At 60.2% G+C, this 16,563-nt stretch carries 16 protein-coding genes; 7 read left to right on the top strand and 9 right to left on the bottom strand.

From position 1 onward, the window contains the following. Positions 1-106: 106 nt before the first annotated feature. Both AC07O1_RS02520 and AC07O1_RS02515 read left to right on the top strand, forming a co-directional pair. Positions 107-1,444, top strand: coding sequence for an MFS transporter (locus AC07O1_RS02520; protein WP_495087823.1), 1,338 nt, complete (start codon positions 107-109; stop codon positions 1,442-1,444). Between the two features lie 96 nt (positions 1,445-1,540). Beyond that, positions 1,541-3,163, top strand: coding sequence for a methyl-accepting chemotaxis protein (locus AC07O1_RS02515; RefSeq protein WP_495087822.1), 1,623 nt, complete (start codon positions 1,541-1,543; stop codon positions 3,161-3,163). 6 nt (positions 3,164-3,169) lie between these two features. On the opposite strand, the gene AC07O1_RS02510 is transcribed toward AC07O1_RS02515, so the two are convergent. The 4 genes from AC07O1_RS02510 to AC07O1_RS02495 all read right to left on the bottom strand — a co-directional run bounded on the left by AC07O1_RS02510 (position 3,170) and on the right by AC07O1_RS02495 (position 7,009). Then, on the bottom strand, positions 3,170-4,048 hold the full coding sequence (locus AC07O1_RS02510) for a DMT family transporter (RefSeq protein WP_495087821.1): 879 nt from the start codon (positions 4,046-4,048) through the stop codon (positions 3,170-3,172). Positions 4,049-4,175: 127 nt separating this feature from the next. Continuing rightward, complete coding sequence (locus tag AC07O1_RS02505) at positions 4,176-4,991, bottom strand: sugar phosphate isomerase/epimerase family protein (RefSeq protein WP_495022815.1); 816 nt, start codon at positions 4,989-4,991, stop codon at positions 4,176-4,178. Positions 4,992-5,001: 10 nt separating this feature from the next. Continuing rightward, positions 5,002-6,054 (bottom strand): Gfo/Idh/MocA family protein, encoded by a 1,053-nt coding sequence (locus AC07O1_RS02500; protein WP_495087820.1) that lies wholly within the window; start codon positions 6,052-6,054, stop codon positions 5,002-5,004. A gap of 178 nt (positions 6,055-6,232) precedes the next feature. Next, positions 6,233-7,009 carry an IclR family transcriptional regulator gene (locus AC07O1_RS02495; RefSeq protein ID WP_495011297.1) on the bottom strand — a complete coding sequence of 259 codons (777 nt, stop codon included), beginning with the start codon at positions 7,007-7,009 and terminating at the stop codon, positions 6,233-6,235. A 187-nt stretch (positions 7,010-7,196) separates the two neighbouring features. Between AC07O1_RS02495 and AC07O1_RS02490 the strand changes: the two genes are divergently transcribed. Continuing rightward, on the top strand, positions 7,197-8,915 hold the full coding sequence (locus tag AC07O1_RS02490) for an FAD-dependent oxidoreductase (RefSeq protein ID WP_495087819.1): 1,719 nt from the start codon (positions 7,197-7,199) through the stop codon (positions 8,913-8,915). A 40-nt stretch (positions 8,916-8,955) separates the two neighbouring features. On the opposite strand, the gene AC07O1_RS02485 is transcribed toward AC07O1_RS02490, so the two are convergent. After that, on the bottom strand, positions 8,956-9,144 hold the full coding sequence (locus AC07O1_RS02485; protein WP_494993556.1) for a hypothetical protein: 189 nt from the start codon (positions 9,142-9,144) through the stop codon (positions 8,956-8,958). Between AC07O1_RS02485 and ypfJ the strand changes: the two genes are divergently transcribed. Both ypfJ and AC07O1_RS02475 read left to right on the top strand, forming a co-directional pair. After that, positions 9,143-10,033, top strand: a complete 891-nt coding sequence (gene ypfJ, locus AC07O1_RS02480; protein ID WP_495087818.1) for a KPN_02809 family neutral zinc metallopeptidase — start codon at positions 9,143-9,145, stop codon at positions 10,031-10,033. The genes AC07O1_RS02485 and ypfJ overlap by 2 nt on opposite strands. Beyond that, positions 10,034-10,999, top strand: a complete 966-nt coding sequence (locus AC07O1_RS02475) for an alpha/beta hydrolase (RefSeq protein WP_495087817.1) — start codon at positions 10,034-10,036, stop codon at positions 10,997-10,999. It begins immediately after the preceding gene. A gap of 126 nt (positions 11,000-11,125) precedes the next feature. Here the strand turns inward: AC07O1_RS02475 and AC07O1_RS02470 are convergent, their stop codons facing one another. Together AC07O1_RS02470 and vimR are read right to left on the bottom strand one after the other, a co-directional pair. Continuing rightward, positions 11,126-12,505: an MFS transporter gene (locus tag AC07O1_RS02470; protein WP_495087816.1), complete on the bottom strand. Its 1,380-nt coding sequence runs from the start codon at positions 12,503-12,505 to the stop codon at positions 11,126-11,128. A 129-nt stretch (positions 12,506-12,634) separates the two neighbouring features. Next, entirely contained in the window at positions 12,635-13,564 is a 930-nt protein-coding gene (gene vimR, locus AC07O1_RS02465) for a transcription regulator VimR (RefSeq protein ID WP_495022821.1), read from the bottom strand. A gap of 136 nt (positions 13,565-13,700) precedes the next feature. Here vimR and AC07O1_RS02460 point away from each other — a divergent pair, with 136 nt between their 5' ends. Next, a complete protein-coding gene (locus AC07O1_RS02460; protein ID WP_495087815.1) occupies positions 13,701-14,714 on the top strand; it encodes a zinc-binding alcohol dehydrogenase family protein in 1,014 nt (337 codons plus the stop codon). A gap of 148 nt (positions 14,715-14,862) precedes the next feature. Then, positions 14,863-15,042, top strand: coding sequence for a hypothetical protein (locus tag AC07O1_RS02455; RefSeq protein ID WP_494993550.1), 180 nt, complete (start codon positions 14,863-14,865; stop codon positions 15,040-15,042). Position 15,043: 1 nt separating this feature from the next. On the opposite strand, the gene AC07O1_RS02450 is transcribed toward AC07O1_RS02455, so the two are convergent. Together AC07O1_RS02450 and AC07O1_RS02445 are read right to left on the bottom strand one after the other, a co-directional pair. Continuing rightward, a complete protein-coding gene (locus tag AC07O1_RS02450; protein ID WP_495087814.1) occupies positions 15,044-16,240 on the bottom strand; it encodes a multidrug effflux MFS transporter in 1,197 nt (398 codons plus the stop codon). Positions 16,241-16,334: 94 nt separating this feature from the next. Next, entirely contained in the window at positions 16,335-16,532 is a 198-nt protein-coding gene (locus AC07O1_RS02445) for a heavy-metal-associated domain-containing protein (protein WP_494993548.1), read from the bottom strand. Positions 16,533-16,563: the final 31 nt, after the last annotated feature.

Here is a 16,563-nt window from a genome sequence, read left to right as displayed (position 1 = left end):
CAATCATTGAGTTCGCCCTGCGTAAGCCCGCGCACCCTGACGATTGATCACGCGCCCTTGAAGTCCCGACGAGCAATGCTCGTCAGTCATTGAACGGATGGCCCACATGATTCCTTCTCAAAGCTCACGCATGGCCCCAGATCTGGGCGTCGCCAGAGGCGGCGTAGGTGACAAGATTCGCGCAGCAATGGCTGTCGGCAAGACCCGCTGGGGCATGCTGGCACTGGTGTTTTTCGCCACCACGCTGAACTACATCGACCGCGCCGCACTGGGCGTGATGCAGCCAATCCTGGCCAAGGAAATGAGCTGGACAGCGATGGATTACGCCAACATCAACTTCTGGTTCCAGGTCGGCTACGCCGTTGGCTTCGTCCTGCAAGGACGGTTGATCGACAGGATCGGCGTGAAACGGGTGTTCTTCTTCGCCGTGCTGCTCTGGAGCCTGGCCACTGGCGCCCATGGCCTGGCAACCTCGGCAGCGGGCTTTATGGTCTGTCGGTTCATTCTCGGCCTGACCGAAGCCGCCAACTACCCGGCCTGCGTTAAAACCACCCGGCTGTGGTTCCCGGCTGGCGAGCGTGCAGTAGCGACTGGCATCTTCAACGCCGGCACTAACGTCGGTGCGATGTTCACGCCGATGCTGCTGCCGCTGATCCTGCAGGTCTGGGGCTGGCAAGCCGCGTTCCTCTGCATGTCGGCACTGGGCGCGATCTGGCTGATATTCTGGGGCCTGAAATACTTCAACCCGGAAGATCACCCCTCGGTAAAACAATCCGAACTGGACTACATCCAGAAGGAAGTCGAGCCGGAACAACCTTCCGTACCCTTCTCGCGAATCCTGCGCATGCGTGGCACCTGGGCTTTCGCCCTGGCCTACGCGATCACCGCGCCCGTGTTCTGGTTCTACCTGTACTGGCTGCCGCCATTTCTGAACCAGCAATACAACCTGGGCATCAACGTGACCCAAATGGGTATCCCGCTGATCATCATTTACCTGACCGCCGACTTCGGCAGCGTCGGTGGCGGCATTCTGTCTTCGTTCCTGATAGGTCGCGGAGTCAACCCGATCAAAGCGCGGCTGATGTCGATGCTGCTGTTCGCCTGCTGCATCATTGGCGTGATCATGGCTGCAGGCTCGAGCAATCTGTGGGTCGCAGTGTTCGCTATCTCCCTGGCCATCGGCGCACACCAGGCCTGGACCGCAAACATCTGGAGCCTGGTGATGGACTACACACCCAAGCACATGATGAGTACGGTGTTCGGCTTCGGCGGTATGTGCGCGGCCATCGGCGGGATGTTCATGACCCAGTTGGTCGGCTACATCCTGACCACCACCCATAATAACTACACCGTACTGTTCACCATGATCCCGGCGATGTACTTCATTGCGCTGATCTGGATGTACTTCATGGCACCGCGCAAGATCCCGAAAATCGAAGACTGATCCACCTCCACGCAGGCCTGGGCTCCAGGCCTGCGTACATGCCCCTCCCCCTCACTGCCCCCCTCTTTTTTCTCTTGCGCCCAAGGAACTCACGCCATGTCGCCTGGCAACCTGAGCATCGCCAAACGCGCGTTGATCAGCTTCGGCCTGATCGCCCTGCTGGTCCTGCTGCAAGGGCTATTCGCCCTCAAGCAGGTCGCTGAGGTTCGCGCCACCGGTCAACATACAGAAAATGTTTCCCTGCCCAGCACCCGGTACCTGGGGGAGATCCGCGACTATATTCTGAGCATTCGCGTGCTCAGCCTGCGCATGGCTCTGAATCGCGAGCCCAAAGTGCTCGACGCGACCATCGCCCGCCTGCATCTGGTAGAAAGCTGGCTGGAGCAGACCATGGGTCAGTTCGCGCCCTTGGTCGGCGACTACAACCGCCCGCAATACCAACAATTCGTCAATACCGTGCAGAGTTACCGTCAGGCGCTGGATCAGTACGAACAGTTGTCCAGGCAAAACCGCAGCGAGGAAATGAGCACGCTGCTCAACGGCAAGATCCAGGATTACTCGACCCGCACCGGCGATCAGTTCGCCGAACTGATGAGCCTTACGGCCAATGAAGTCAGCCAGTCGGCCAGCCATGCCGACACACTCTATTCCCAAGTGAAAATGACCGTGATCGGTGCATTGATCGCCGTCGCCCTGCTGACGTTGTGCCTGGCTTGGCTGTTGATTCGCAGCATCGTCATCCCGATTCGTCAGGCCGTTCAGATCGCCGAGCTGGTCGCCCACGGCGACTTGAGCAGCCCTATCCAGAGCCTCGGCACCGATGAGACCGCACGCCTGCTCAGGGCCTTGGCGAGTATGCAAACCAGCCTGCGTGAAACCCTGCAATTGATCAGCGGCACGTCTACGCAACTGGCCAGCGCGGCCGGACAAATGAGCCAGAGCACGGAACAAGACTCCAACCGTTTGCAGCAGCAACACAACGAAATCGAGCAGGCCGCCACAGCGGTCAATGAAATGACCGCCGCCGTTGAAGAGGTCGCACGCAATGCAGTCTCGACCTCCGACGCCACGGGCCAATCGACCCTCGAAGCGACCCGCGGCCAGACACGAGTCGCCGAGACTCTGGATGCTATCCGGGCAATGAGCAACGACGTGCAATCGGCCCTGCATCAGGTCCAGGACCTGGCCGGACAGTCGCGGGAAATAGGTAAGGTGCTCGATGTGATCCGCGCCATTGCCGAACAGACCAACCTGCTCGCCCTCAATGCCGCCATCGAGGCCGCACGGGCCGGTGAGGCGGGACGCGGCTTTGCCGTGGTTGCCGACGAGGTTCGCGCTCTGGCTCATCGCACTCAGCAATCGACCCGGGAAGTAGAACAGATGATCGCCCGGGTTCAGGGCGGTACTGACAGCGTGGTGCTATCAATGCATAGCAACAGCCAACGCGTCGCCCACACCCTGGCTATCGCCGAACATGCGGGTCAGGCGTTGGCTGAAATCACCCGGACCATGGAGCAGATCCACCAGCGCAATCTGGTAATCGCCAGCGCCTCCGAGGAACAGGCCCTGGTGGCCCGGGAGGTCGACCGCAACCTGCTGAATATCCGCGACCTGTCCCTGCAAAGCGCCGGTGCGTCCACCCAGACCAGCGCCACCAGCCACGAGCTGTCACGGCTGGCGGCCGGGTTGCAAAGCCTGGTAGTGCGCTTCAGGTTTTGATTGATGTCAGCGGCGGCGTTGTTGCCACGCTGCGGCCAGGCCACTCAGGCAGATCACCAGTATCCCGATCTGAGTGGTGAGGTCAGGGGTGTGCTTGAACAGCAACCAACCCAACAGGCCGGCAAAAACGATCTGGCAATAGCTGAAGGGTGCCAGCAACGCAGGCGCCGCGTGGCGGAAGGCTTGGGTCAGGAACAAGTGAGCGGTCATGCCGCAACCGCCCAGCGCCAGCATCAGCAAGCCATGACTGAAGCTCGGTACTTGCCAGAAGAACGGCACCAACGCGCTCATCACCAAGGTGTTGCACAGGCCGGCGAAGAAGTTGCTGGTGGTTGGACTGTCGTACTCGCTGAGCTTGCGTGTCAGCAACTGATAGAAGCAGAAAAACAGCGCCGAACAGAATGGCAACAGCACCGCCGGGGTGAACAGTTCGCCGCCGGGGTGGACGATGATCAGAACCCCGATAAAACCGCAGAGCACCGCCACCCACTGGCCACTCGTCACCCTCTCACCCAGCAACGGCACCGACAAGGCTGTCACCAATACCGGAGCAAGAAAGTTCACCGCCGTAGCTTCGGCCAACGGGATGAACAGCAATCCCGTGGTGAACAACAGGCTGGTACTGAGCAGGCACAGCGCCCGCAGCAATTGGAGCAGCGGCCGCTTGGTGCGCAACACCCGAAGGCCGGACTGCGGCACAAAGATGCCAGCCATCAGCAACGTATGAACCAGATAACGCGCCCAGACCACCATCACCACCGGATAGAAACCACAGAGGAACTTCGACAGCGCGTCATGACTGGAAAACAGAAAGGTCGCCACGACGATCAACACAATGCCTTTAAAGGGCTTATTGACGCCGGAAAGGGGTGTGCTGAGGGTCATGGGATTCTCTTCATTGATCGTTCCCACGCTCTGCGTGGGAATGCATACCGTGACGCTCTGCGTCACTTCGGAAGCGGACGCAGAGCGTCCATGGATGCGTTACCACGCAGAGCGTGGGAACGATCAGCTATAGGTTTTCCAACAACACCCGGGTCTTGTCCAGCGCCATCTGCGCCCGCTGCAAGGCACTCACACCCTGTTCCAACAACCGCGCGGTGGGGACTTCCAGACTCAAAGGGAGATTGCCTGGCAAACAACGCAACAGCTCGAGCAAATCGCAATCGCCATCACCAGGGAAACGCCGCTCATTACGCGCCTGGCGCAGGATTTCCTGCATGTCGTCCGGTCGCGGTCCCGCCACATCGCAAAGTTGTGCATAACGCAGCCGGGATGGCGCGACCCTGGCCAGATCCTCCAGGCGCGATCCCGAGCGGTCGAAGTGGAAAGCATCCACCAGCACACAACCATTCTCGCGGTCGGCGTTTTCAATGATGCGCACAGCCTGCTCGAGGTTGCGCGCATCGGTCCAGGGCATGAACTCCAGATGCAGATGCAAACCGTATTGACCGGCCAGATCACACAACGACGCAACGTTATCGGTGAGTCGACGTTCATCAGGATCGTTACCGGCGACCAGCAATTCACTGGCACCCAGTTCAGCACCCACAGCGATGATCGCCTCAAAATCAGCGACGCAGGTCTGCGGTTTGAGCCGCAGGATCTCGACATCCAGCACCTGTATGCCGGTATCGCGCAGCCGCGCCATCGTCTGACGGCGCAAACCGGTATCGCCGACCAAGGGGAAGTGATGCTCCTCAGGCGTCGCCGGCACTACGCGCAAGCCAACATGACTGTAGCCCGCGCGGGCTGCGACTTCGACCATCTCGGGAGGTGAAAGCTCAAGAACCGTCAGGGCTGCCAGAGAAAAAACGCGTTCGTTCATCATCGTCACTTCATCCAATGTGGGCTGGGGCGCAAGCACGACCGGTTGCGGCGGCCTCACGAATCGCGTCAATCAGCGCCAGGGTGCGAGCGGCGTCGGCGACACTCACCAACGGTTCCACTTCACCTCGCGCGACCCGAACGAAGTGTTGCAGTTGCAGACGCAACGCCTCATCCGCGGTGAAGCTTTCCTGCACCGCCAGCAACGGCTGATGCCACCCGGCACCGGCCTCGGCGTACTGCCAACGCTTGAGCTGCGGGATGCTCAACGCGCCGCCGGTCCCGGCCAACAAATAGCAGGGTTGATCGGATTGCCGTGGATAAATCGGGTTTTCACCGGAACCCAGCTCCCAGCTCCAGGGCGCCGCCACCGCGTCGGAGCCGGTCAGGCTGCCGAGCACGCCATTGTCGAATTGCAGCAACACCGCCGCGCAATCTTCATTGGCAAAACCGCGCACCGCGTTGCTGGTAATGGCTTGAACCTGGCGCACTTCACCACACAGGTGGCGCAGCAAATCGAGGTCATGGATCAGGTTGGTCAGCAGCATCCCGGCGCCGGGTTCGCGGCGCCAGGGGGTCTCGAAATAGCTGTCGGGCTTTTGCAATTGCCAAAGCGCGGTGACCGTGGTCAGCCGTCCCAGCGCGCCGCTGCGCACCAGTTCATGGGCGCGGACGATCAGCGGATTGTGTCGCCGGTGATGCCCCACCAGCACCGGCACCCCGGTGGCTTTCGAGGCGGCAACCAGCTCGCGCACTTCGTCCATGTGCACGCCTGCCGGTTTCTCCAGCAGCACCGGCACGCCCATCGCCAGGCAATCCAGCGCTGTGCCGACATGCAGGTTGTTCGGGTTGGCGACGATCACCGCCTCAGGCCGTACCTGCTCGAGCATCTGCCGATGATCCGCGAAATACGGCACATCCCATTGCGCCGCGATGCCCACGGCCTGAGACCCGGGATCGGCCACCGCGCACAATGTGGCCTCGGGCAGATGTTTGAGGTGTTGATAATGCTGCTGGCCCATGTTGCCGGCGCCGATCAGAGCGATGCGAAGTGGCGGGTTCAAAGCGGAAATCCTCTTGTGATTGTTCTCGGGACGCTGAACTCAAATTATTTAGAACTCAGTTCCAGTTTCAATCAAGAGAAAAACAAAATGCTGGGCGAACAGCGAACAGATTTGAAGACGATTCGCCCCCGTAGCAGCCTTCGGCAGCTGCTACAGGTTTGAGGTCAACCCGAAAGGATCAGCTGAAGAGTTCAGACGCCTGGCTCGCCGCCGACAACTCGTGCGCAAACTTCAACAGCAGCGGCGCCAGCTCATGCAGCCTTGCCTGTGGCAGCCGCGCGCTCGGCCCGGCGACGCTGAGCACGCCGACCACCCGTCCATCCACCGGATGACGTACCACCGCGGCAATCGCCGAGGTACCGACCGCCGAGCTTTCCTCGACCCAGGCATAGCCCTGTTCACGCGCCAATCGCAAACGCTCGAGCAGTTCGATATTGGAGCGTGGCGCGTTCGGCCCCAGCTCCGCTGGAACGTGCGCTGCTTGTCGCTCAACCAGCGACAAGGCCTCGGCATCGCTCAGACAAGCCAGCCAGGCATGCCCGGAAGCGGTGTAGAACAGCGGCGCTTCACGGCCCATGTCCGGGTCGTAGCGCAGGCCGGAGCGCGCCCCCTGAGACTTGGCAATCCAGGTCTGACGCTCGCCCTCGATCACCCCCAGACGCACCAGCTCACCGGTTTCCTGAGCGAGGCGATCAAGCACTGGCTGAACGATGTCCGCACCGCTGCTCGCCAGGTAACGAAAGCCCATCGCGACCAGTTTGGTTGACAGGTGATAACGCAGATTGTCTGGGTTTTGCCGCACATAGCCCAAGCGAATCAGCTCGGCGAGCAGACGATGGGTGGCGCTTTTCGGGATGTCCAGTTGCTCTGCCAGGGTCTGCATCGGCAGGCCCCGCGGGTCACTGGTGAGACTTTCCAGAACGCTGAAAACACGTTCGATTTGACTGCCGGCCATGGTTGGGGTCCAGACGAAATTTGCGTGATTCTAGAAGACAACACATCGAATACGAAACCTGGAACTGCGTTCCGGAGTGAAATCAGTCGGTAGCCCGTCACTTGCCGTTTCTAATTCGACTACGTATATTTTGGAACCAAGTTCCACAAAATAACAATCTACTGAATATTTCTGGAGTTCTGCCACGATGCCTGCCGCCTCCTCCCAGCAAGAAATCGACTGCGACGTGCTGATCGTCGGCTCTGGCGCGGCGGGTCTGGCAGCCGCCGTCACAGCAGCCTGGCATGGCCTGAAAGTCATCGTCGTCGAAAAGGACGAGGTGTTCGGCGGCGCCAGCGCCTGGTCGGGTGGCTGGATGTGGGTGCCGTGCAACCCTTTGGCCCAACGCGCGGGTATCGTCGAAGATGTGGAGCTGCCGCGCACCTACCTCAAGCACGAACTGGGTGAACGCTATGAACCGGCGTTGATCGACGCCTTCCTCGAAGCCGGGCCACACATGGTGTCGTTTTTCGAGCGCCACACCTCGCTGCAATTTGCCGACGGCAACGCCATCGCCGATATCCATGGCGACACTCCCGGTGCCGGCACCGGCGGGCGCTCGGTCATCGCCGCGCCCTATGATGGTCGCCTGGTCGGCAAACTGCTCAAACGCCTGCGCAAAACCCTGCGTGAAACCTCATTCATGGGCATGCCGATCATGGCCGGTGCTGACCTCTCGGCGTTCCTCAACCTGACCCGCTCGCCATCTGCGGCACTGCATGTGGTCAAGCGCTTGAGCCGACATGTGTTTGACCTTGCGCGGCACGGTCGCGCCATGCAACTGGTCAACGGCGTCGCGCTGATCGCACGCCTGGCAAAATCGGCTGAAGACCTCGGCGTGCTGCTCTGGGAGTCGGCACCGGTCACAGGACTGCTGCGCGAGGGAGATGAGGTCAGCGGTGCGATAGTCAGTACCGCCAAGCGCACGTTCCACATCCGCGCCCGCAAAGCCGTGGTGCTGGCCGCGGGTGGTTTCCCCAACGACATAGAGCGACGTAAAGCACTGTTCCCGCGCACACCCACAGGCCACGAGCATCTGGCATTGCCGCCTATTGGCGCTTCAGGCGACGGGCTGCGGCTGGGCGAAAGCGTCGGCGCGCAGGTCAAGACCGATCTCGAGTCCCCCGTCGCCTGGGCCCCGGTCTCGCAAGTGCCGTACAAGAACGGCAGGATCGGCCACTTCCCGCACATTATCGAGCGCGGCAAGCCGGGAATCATCGGTGTCTTGAGCAATGGCCAACGCTTCGTCAACGAAGCCAACGGTTACTACGACTATGTCACGGCGATGGTTGAAGCAGCCCCACAAGGTGAGGAAGTCGCATCCTGGCTGATCTGCAGCCATCGTTTCCAGCGTCGTTATGGTCTCGGCATCTCTCGTCCCTTTCCCTTGCCGGTGTCGCCGTTCATTCGCTCGGGTTACCTCAAGACCGGCGACACCCTCGAGGAACTGGCCCACGCCTGCGGTATCGACGAGCAGGGCCTGCGCTCCACCCTGTCGCGCTACAACCAGCATGCGCGACACGGCGACGACCCGCAGTTCGGCCGCGGTTCGACACCCTATAACCGTAAACAGGGCGACCCATTGCAGCAGCCCAACCCCTGCGTCGCCCCCATCGAACAAGGTCCGTTCTATGCCGTGAAAGTCCAGCCGGGGTGTTTCGGCACCTTCGCCGGGCTCAAAGTAAATGAACATGCCCAAGTGCTCGATGGAACCGGCCAGGCGATCCGCGGGCTATACGCTGCGGGTACCGACATGGCCAGCATCATGGGCGGCTACTACCCGGCCGGCGGCATCAATCTCGGCCCGGCGCTGACCTTTGGCTACATTGCCGGTCGACATATCGCCGGTGCTACCGCTTACGAATAGGAGATCGACCAGCCCTCTCGAAGCAGACGTTCTGCCCTCCTTAATAAAACCCGTCACCCGACGGAATTTGATGGGTCGCCTGTGTTCTATGGAACGCTGAATATTTCTCGGCGACGACGAAATCGTTGCCGCGAATACCACCGTTCGCGGCAAATGCCGGACGGCCGGACTGGCGCCAGCGCCACTCACCAGCAACACTCATCACCAGATTAAGAGAGGATTCCCACATGCTATGGAAAAAAGGTCGACGCAGCGACAACGTGGTGGATGCTCGCGGTGACGATACTGGCGAGGGCGGCGGTGGGATACGCTTCGGTGGTGGCAAGGGCCTGAGCCTGACTGCCGTCGTGCTGATAGTCGGCATCGGCTGGCTGACCGGCCAGGATCCGATGCAGATTCTCGGGCAACTGACCGGCCAACTGACCGAGCAAGCGGCCACCACCCAACAGATGCGCAAGGCACTGCCGGCCAAAGATGAGCAAGCAGAATTCGTCCGCGCCATCCTCGGCGATACAGAGGACACCTGGGGGCAAATTTTCCAGCAGGCCGGACGCCAATATAAGTACCCTACGCTGACCCTGTTCAGCAACGGGGTGAACTCCGCGTGTGGCTTCGCCAGCTCCGCCACCGGCCCCTTCTATTGCCCGGCGGACCAGAAGGTTTATCTGGACATGAGTTTCTTCCGGGAGATGTCCCAACGTTTCTCCGTTGCGGGCGACTTTGCTCAGGCCTATGTCATCGCCCACGAAGTCGGCCATCACGTACAAACCTTGCTCGGCGTCTCTGCCAAGATCCAGGCTGCTCGGCACCAGGGTCGGCAGATGGAGGGCGACGGTGGTCTGTTGGTGCGTCAGGAGTTACAGGCCGACTGCCTGGCCGGTGTCTGGGCCAACAATGCGCAAAAGCGTCTGAACTGGCTCGAGCCGGGAGACATCGAAGAAGCGCTGAACGCAGCCAATGCCATCGGTGACGACCGCTTGCAACAGCAGGGTCAGGGCCGCGTAATACTGGACTCCTTCACTCACGGCACCTCGGCACAACGGGTTCGCTGGTTCAAGACCGGGTTCGCCCAGGGCCAGATCAGCCAGTGCGATACCTTCGCTGTGAAAGACCTGTAAATGATCGCTCGATGGCTGACGTTTCTGGGCCTGTTGGTCATCTGCATCGGCAGCCAGGCTGCCGAGCATGGGGTCAAAGAGATCAGCCCCGGGCGCTTGCAGTTGGAAGCCGGCGAGATGACCGTGGACATCGGCCCTGCGCCGACGAAGATCGAACGCGTGCTGATCATCATTCATGGCCATTTACGCAATGCTCAAACCTACCGTCGGAGTGCCGAACGCGCAGCCGAGCAGGCCGGGCAAAGCGCGACCACACTGGTGATCGCACCACAGTTTCTCAATGAATCCGATATCGCCCGCCATCAGTTGCCCGACAGCATGTTGCACTGGCAGGGCAATGACTGGATGGCCGGCGGCTTGTCCTCAGCTCCGCACCCTCTGAGTTCCTACGCAGTTATCGACGAAATCGTCGCCCGACTCGTCGATCGACAACAGTTCCCGGATGTGAAGGAAATCGTCATCGCCGGCCACTCCGGCGGCGCTCAGGTGGTTCAGCGCTACGCGCTGCTGAGCCATGATCAACCAGCCATCAAGACCGCCGGCGTGAAGGTGCGCTATGTGATCGTCAATCCCTCGTCGTACGCGTATTTCGATGAAAAACGGCCAGTCGCGTTCAATCACGCCAGTTGTCCGGCATTTAACCACTGGAAGTACGGGCTAACGGATTTACCCGCCTATGCAAGCGGGCAAACGCCTGCGCAGCTGGAGGCAAACTACGTCAAACGCGACATCGTTTATCTGCTGGGGCAGCAAGACATCGACCCGCATCATCCGACGCTGGATAAAAGTTGTGAGGCCCAAACCCAGGGCGCTTATCGACTGATTCGTGGGCGCAATTATTTTGACTATCTGAGACGGCGCCATCCTCAAGGACTGAGCCAGCGCCTGATCGAAGTGCCCGGGGTTGGGCATGACGGGGATGGAATGTTTACATCGCCTGAGGGGCAGGCGGCGTTGTTCAGGTAGTTGGAGACGTCGTCAAACAGGACGCCGCGGGCAAGGACTGGGCGTCCCTCGCTCCTACGAACCGCATGTACCTGTAGGAGCGAGGATTGCCCGCGATGAACGATAACGTGGTGTGCCCTGACAGACCTACCCCGCAACCGCCTCGCTCAACTCCTCCAGCGTCTTGCCCTGGGTCTCCATCCCGAACAGCCAGACCACCGCTGCGGCGGTCGCAAAACACAGTGCACCCAAGGCGAATACACCGCCCTGCCCGGTGATCGGGAATACCAGCCCGGTCACCATCGGCCCGAGCAAAGAACCAATCCGACCGATCGCCGAGGCGAAGCCTGATCCTGTAGCCCGCGCCGACGTCGGATACAGCTCGGGTGTATAGGTATAAAGCACCGCCCACATACCGAACAGAAAGAACTGCATCAGCAAGCCCGAGCCAATCAGCAGGCTGACATTGCCGCCAAACACCGCACTTTGCCCGTAAAAGAACGCCATGGTCCCGCCACCGAGCAAGGTCACGATGCACACGGGTTTGCGCCCCCAGCGCTCCACCAGCCACGCCGCCATCAAAAAGCCAGGGATCCCGCCGAGGGAAATCAGCACGGTGTAATACACCGACTGCGTCACGGCAAAACCCGACTGCTGCAGCAACGCGCTGAGCCAGGAAGTGAGGCCGTAAAAGCCCAGCAGAGCAAAGAACCAGACGCTCCAGATCATCATCGTGCGCTGGCGATAGAGTGGCGACCATAGCTCGCGGAATGCCGAAAAGAAGGTCACGGGGTGGATGGCGATGCGTGGCAGGCGAATCGGCTCAGGCAAAACGGGCCGTTTCAACGAGGCGCGAACCCGGTCCTCGATGCGCAGCAATACTTTGTCTGCTGAGTCGTGGTGCCCGGCCTGTTCCAGCCAGCGCGGTGACTCCGGAATGAAGAAGCGGATAGCCAGAACAAACACCGCCGGCACCGCCAACACCAGAAAAATGTCACGCCAGCCAATGACGGGTAACAGGAAGTAGGAAAGAATTCCCGCCGCTACAAACCCAAGGGGCCAAAAGCCGTCCATCAACGCGATGTAACGTCCCCGCCCCTTGGCCGGAATCAACTCGGAGAGCATTGATTGGGCAATCGGAAACTCCATGCCCATGCCGATCCCCAACAGGATTCTGAATAGCGTAAGCATCTCGATCGTCTGCGCCGTGGAACACAGGTAGCTCGCCAGGCCCCATAACACAATGCTCCACTGGAACACCGGCTTGCGGCCGAAACGATCGGCCAACATACCGGACAAGGACGCCCCCAGGACCATGCCGAAGAAGCTCGAACTGGCCAGCAACCCTGCCTGCGCCGTGCTCAGTCCAAACTCGGCTTTGATCGAGCCAAGCAGGAAGGTCATCATTGCCAGGTCCATGGAGTCGAAGAAAAACGCCAGGGCAATGATGATGAAAATGATTCGGTGGTAACCACTGATGGGTAACCGTTCCAGACGCTCAGCAGCGCTATATCCTTGAATCCCCATGTCCTCTCCCCCGATTCGATAGTCTGCAAATCGAGTGTGCGGGAACGTTTACCAGGGTTATTGCTGGATGCGACCTGCCCGCTTCTGTTAACGACGCCTTAAACCCAGGGCACAGACGTCTTATGGCGGTTAATCATCAGAGACAAACAATGTTGGACATTGGCTGGATATCGTCTCGCAACGTGACTTAATCATTTCACGCAACAAGTTCACCGGTTTACTTAATTGCGCGCGATGGGCGCACAACAAATTCAGCGGCGCACGCTCACATGACAATTCCGGCATCAGCACTCGCAAACGCCCGGCCAGCACATCGGCGGCCACATCAAGCCAGGACTTGTAGGCAATCCCCGCACCCGCCACGGCCCATAAGCGCACCACATCGGCATCGTCACTGAAGCGATCGCCGCTAACGGTCAGGCCCACTTCGCGCTTGCCGTCATGAAAACTCCAGTGATCGTGAACCCGACTGCCGAGCATGAATAGCAGGCAATTATGCTGGGCCAATTGCTCCAGTTGCCGGGGCTCACCCCGCCGGGCCAGATAACTGGGGGCCGCACACAACACCCGACGGTTCTGCGGCGCAATCGGCAACGCCACCAGGCTTGAGTCTTCCGGTTCACCGTAACGCAGAGCGATATCCACCGGCTGGCGGAACAGGTCGGCAATCCGGTCGCCCAGCAACAAACGTACGGTGAGCCTGGGGTGCTCACGCTGGAACTCATCCAGCCAGGGCAGCAACACGTTGCGCCCGAAATCGGAAGGCGCCGACAGCTGCAAAATCCCGCTCACCTGATCCTGCCCGCTGGCCAGCAGACGCCGGCCCTCATCGAGGTTACTCAACGCGGCCCTGGCGTACTCAAGAAAGCCTTCGCCCTCGGCCGTCAATCGCAGGCTGCGGGTCGAACGCGCCAGCAGCCGGGCACCCAATTGCTGCTCGATACGTTTCAACGCGGCACTGGCCACCGCCGCCGACATATCCATCACCCGCGCGGCCGCAGACAAACTGCCCAGGTCCGCCGCGCGCACGAACAACTGCAAGTCATCGAAACGCAACATCGTCTATCACCAGCCGATTATCAAAAAAATATTGAAAGAGACTGCTGTTTTAGCGGGTTTTATCTTCAAGAGAAATAGCCAATGATCCGCCTATCGAACTATTGCCTTTCAGCGCTATTACCCTTCAGGAGCTCCCATGAAAGCCGTTGCCTACTACACGTCCTTACCCATTGACGACCCAAAATCCCTGCAAGACGTCGAGCTGCCAGAACCGGTGGCCGGCCCTCGGGATCTGCTGGTTGAAGTCAAAGCCATCTCGGTCAACCCGGTGGACACCAAAGTCCGCCAGAACGTCCAGCCCGAAGGTGGCACCGCCAAGGTATTGGGATGGGATGTAGCTGGCGTGGTCAAAGCCGTCGGTAGCGAAGTCAGTCTGTTCAAGGCTGGCGACAAAGTGTTCTACGCCGGGTCCATTGCCCGTGCCGGCGGCAACAGCGAGCTGCACGTCATTGACCAGCGGATTGTCGGCCACATGCCAAAAACCCTCGGCTTCGCGCAAGCCGCTGCATTGCCGCTGACCGCGATTACCGCGTGGGAGTTGCTGTTCGAACGGCTGCAAGTCAGTGAAGGCAAAACCGATCAGGGCCAAAGCCTGCTGATTGTCGGTGCCGCCGGTGGCGTGGGTTCGATCCTGACTCAACTGGCCAGCCAGCTCACGGCGTTGAGAGTGATCGGCACCGCGTCACGCCCCGAAACCCGGAGCTGGGTGCATGAACTGGGGGCCGATCTGGTGATCGATCACAGCCAGCCGCTAAGCGAAGAACTCAAGCGTGCCGGCCAGACTCACGTGACCCACGTCGCCAGCCTGACGCAAACCGATCAGCACCTGGAGCAATTGGTCGAAGCGCTGGCGCCCCAAGGCAAACTGGCGCTGATCGATGATCCGAAGGCGCTGGACGTCACCAAGCTCAAGCGCAAGAGCCTGTCGCTGCATTGGGAGTTCATGTACACCCGTTCGCTGTTCGAAACCACAGACATGCTCGAACAGCACAAGCTGCTCAACCGCGTGGCTGAGTTGATCGATGCGGGCACCCTGAAAACCACCGTCGGCGAACACTTCGGCACCATTAACGCGGCCAACCTGCGGCGTGCCCACGCACTGCTGGAAAGCGGCAAGTCCAAAGGCAAGATCGTGCTCGAAGGCTTCTAAAGCGCAGGGACATCGCAGTCATCCGCAACCTGAGCGGGATGCGGATGACACCGTCAGTCAGAGACTTGACCTGCGTCATATCTGCGACCGCATTCGGGTCTACACTCTAGGTCTTTGCAGCGTTGTCTTTTACGTGAGGAGGTCAGCAATGAAGATCCTGATAAAAGAACTGGCAAAACCCCAAGGCCCTCAATGGCAGGTCCGGCTCGACCAACACGCGGTGACATTCCGTAGTGAAGCCGAAGCCCGCGCCTTTGCCCATACACTGGAAACGCGGCTCCAGGCTCCCCATCGATTTCCCGACAGACAACAGTACACTGCTGGCTGAGTCATGCAGCCGCTTGTGCTGCGGTCCGGGCGTTTTGCAGTCGGCGAGTGACCATCGCCACGCTCACCGCAAGAACCCCGCACAGACTGATCACCATAGCCATCGGCATTGCGCTGCCATCATGCAGAACACCTACCAGTGACGCCGCCCCGGCGGCAACACTGAACTGCAGACATCCCAGCATGGCCGAGGCGCTGCCCGCCCGCGCGCCTTGACCACTCATGGCGCAGGCCGAAGCATTGGGAATGATGCAGCCCAAACTCGCGATGCAGATAAACAGCGGCACCAGCAGCGGCCACAACTGAGTCGTGTGCAACGCACTGACGCCCAGCAGCGTTAAACCGGCCGCCAGATATATCCACACCGTACGCGCCAGCAAAAAGGCCGGCCCACGCCTGGACAGCAACCGCGCATTGATCTGCGCTACCAGAATGAAACCCGCCGCGTTACTGCCGAACAACCAGCCGAAGTGCTCAGCCGGTACGCCGTAGAGTTTGATGAAGACAAAGGGTGAACCGGCGATATAGGCAAACATCCCGGCAATCGCAATCCCGCCGGTCAAGGCATGTCCGAGATAGACTTTGTCTGACAGCAAGCGACCATATTGGCGCAAGGCACCCGACAACGGTTGGCGCGGCTGACTGGCCGGCAGGCTTTCCGGCAGTCCCAGTGCCACGGCCAGTGCGGACAGGGCACTGAACAGGGTCAGCGCAATAAAGATCGACTGCCAGCCATAGAGGTTGACCATCAGCCCGCCGAGCATCGGCGCGAGGATCGGCGCCAGGCCCATCACCAGCATCAGTTGCGAGAAGACTTTGGCCGACCCCACCGCATCGCATTTGTCGCTGACCACCGCCCGGGAAATCACCATCCCCGCGCAGCCGCCCAAGGCCTGGACGAAGCGCGCGCCGATCAGCCAATCGAGGCCAGGCGCAAAGGCACAAGCCAGCGACGCCAGGGTGAACAGCGTAACCCCGGCCAGCAGCGGAATCCGCCGTCCGAAGCGATCCGCCACCGGGCCATAGGCCAGTTGCCCGATAGACAAGCCGAGAAAATAAGCCGCCAGCGTTAGCTGAATATGTTTTTCATCAGTACCGAAAGCGACCGCCATCGCCGGAAAACCCGGCAGATAAAAATCGATCGCCAGCGGTGCGAAAGCGCTCAAGGCACCAAGAATCAGGATTGTGCGAAAGTTCATCAGGCATCCAGTTGAACGTCAGTCAGCGGCCCGACAGTCTAGCCGCGCTTGGACGCCTTGAACATTCCGATAGGTCGCTAACTAATAAAAAGACTCAGGCGAGCGTCACTGCATAGCCCTCTTCGCTGATCAGGTTGATCACTTCATCCGCCGACAGAGCGCTTTCAACACCCACCTCTTTCGCAGCAAGATCGACACGAACACTGGCCGCCGGATCCTTGGCCTGTAGCGCCTGAGTAATGGCCCGAACGCAGTGGCCGCACGACATACCTTGAACGTTGAATACTTGCATCACACTTCTCCTTTTAATGAGGGATGTGACC

The organism is Pseudomonas sp. GW821-FHT07G10 (assembly GCF_059418545.1).
Note: the sequence above shows the minus strand (reverse complement) of the source record. Positions and strands in the feature narration are given on the sequence as shown.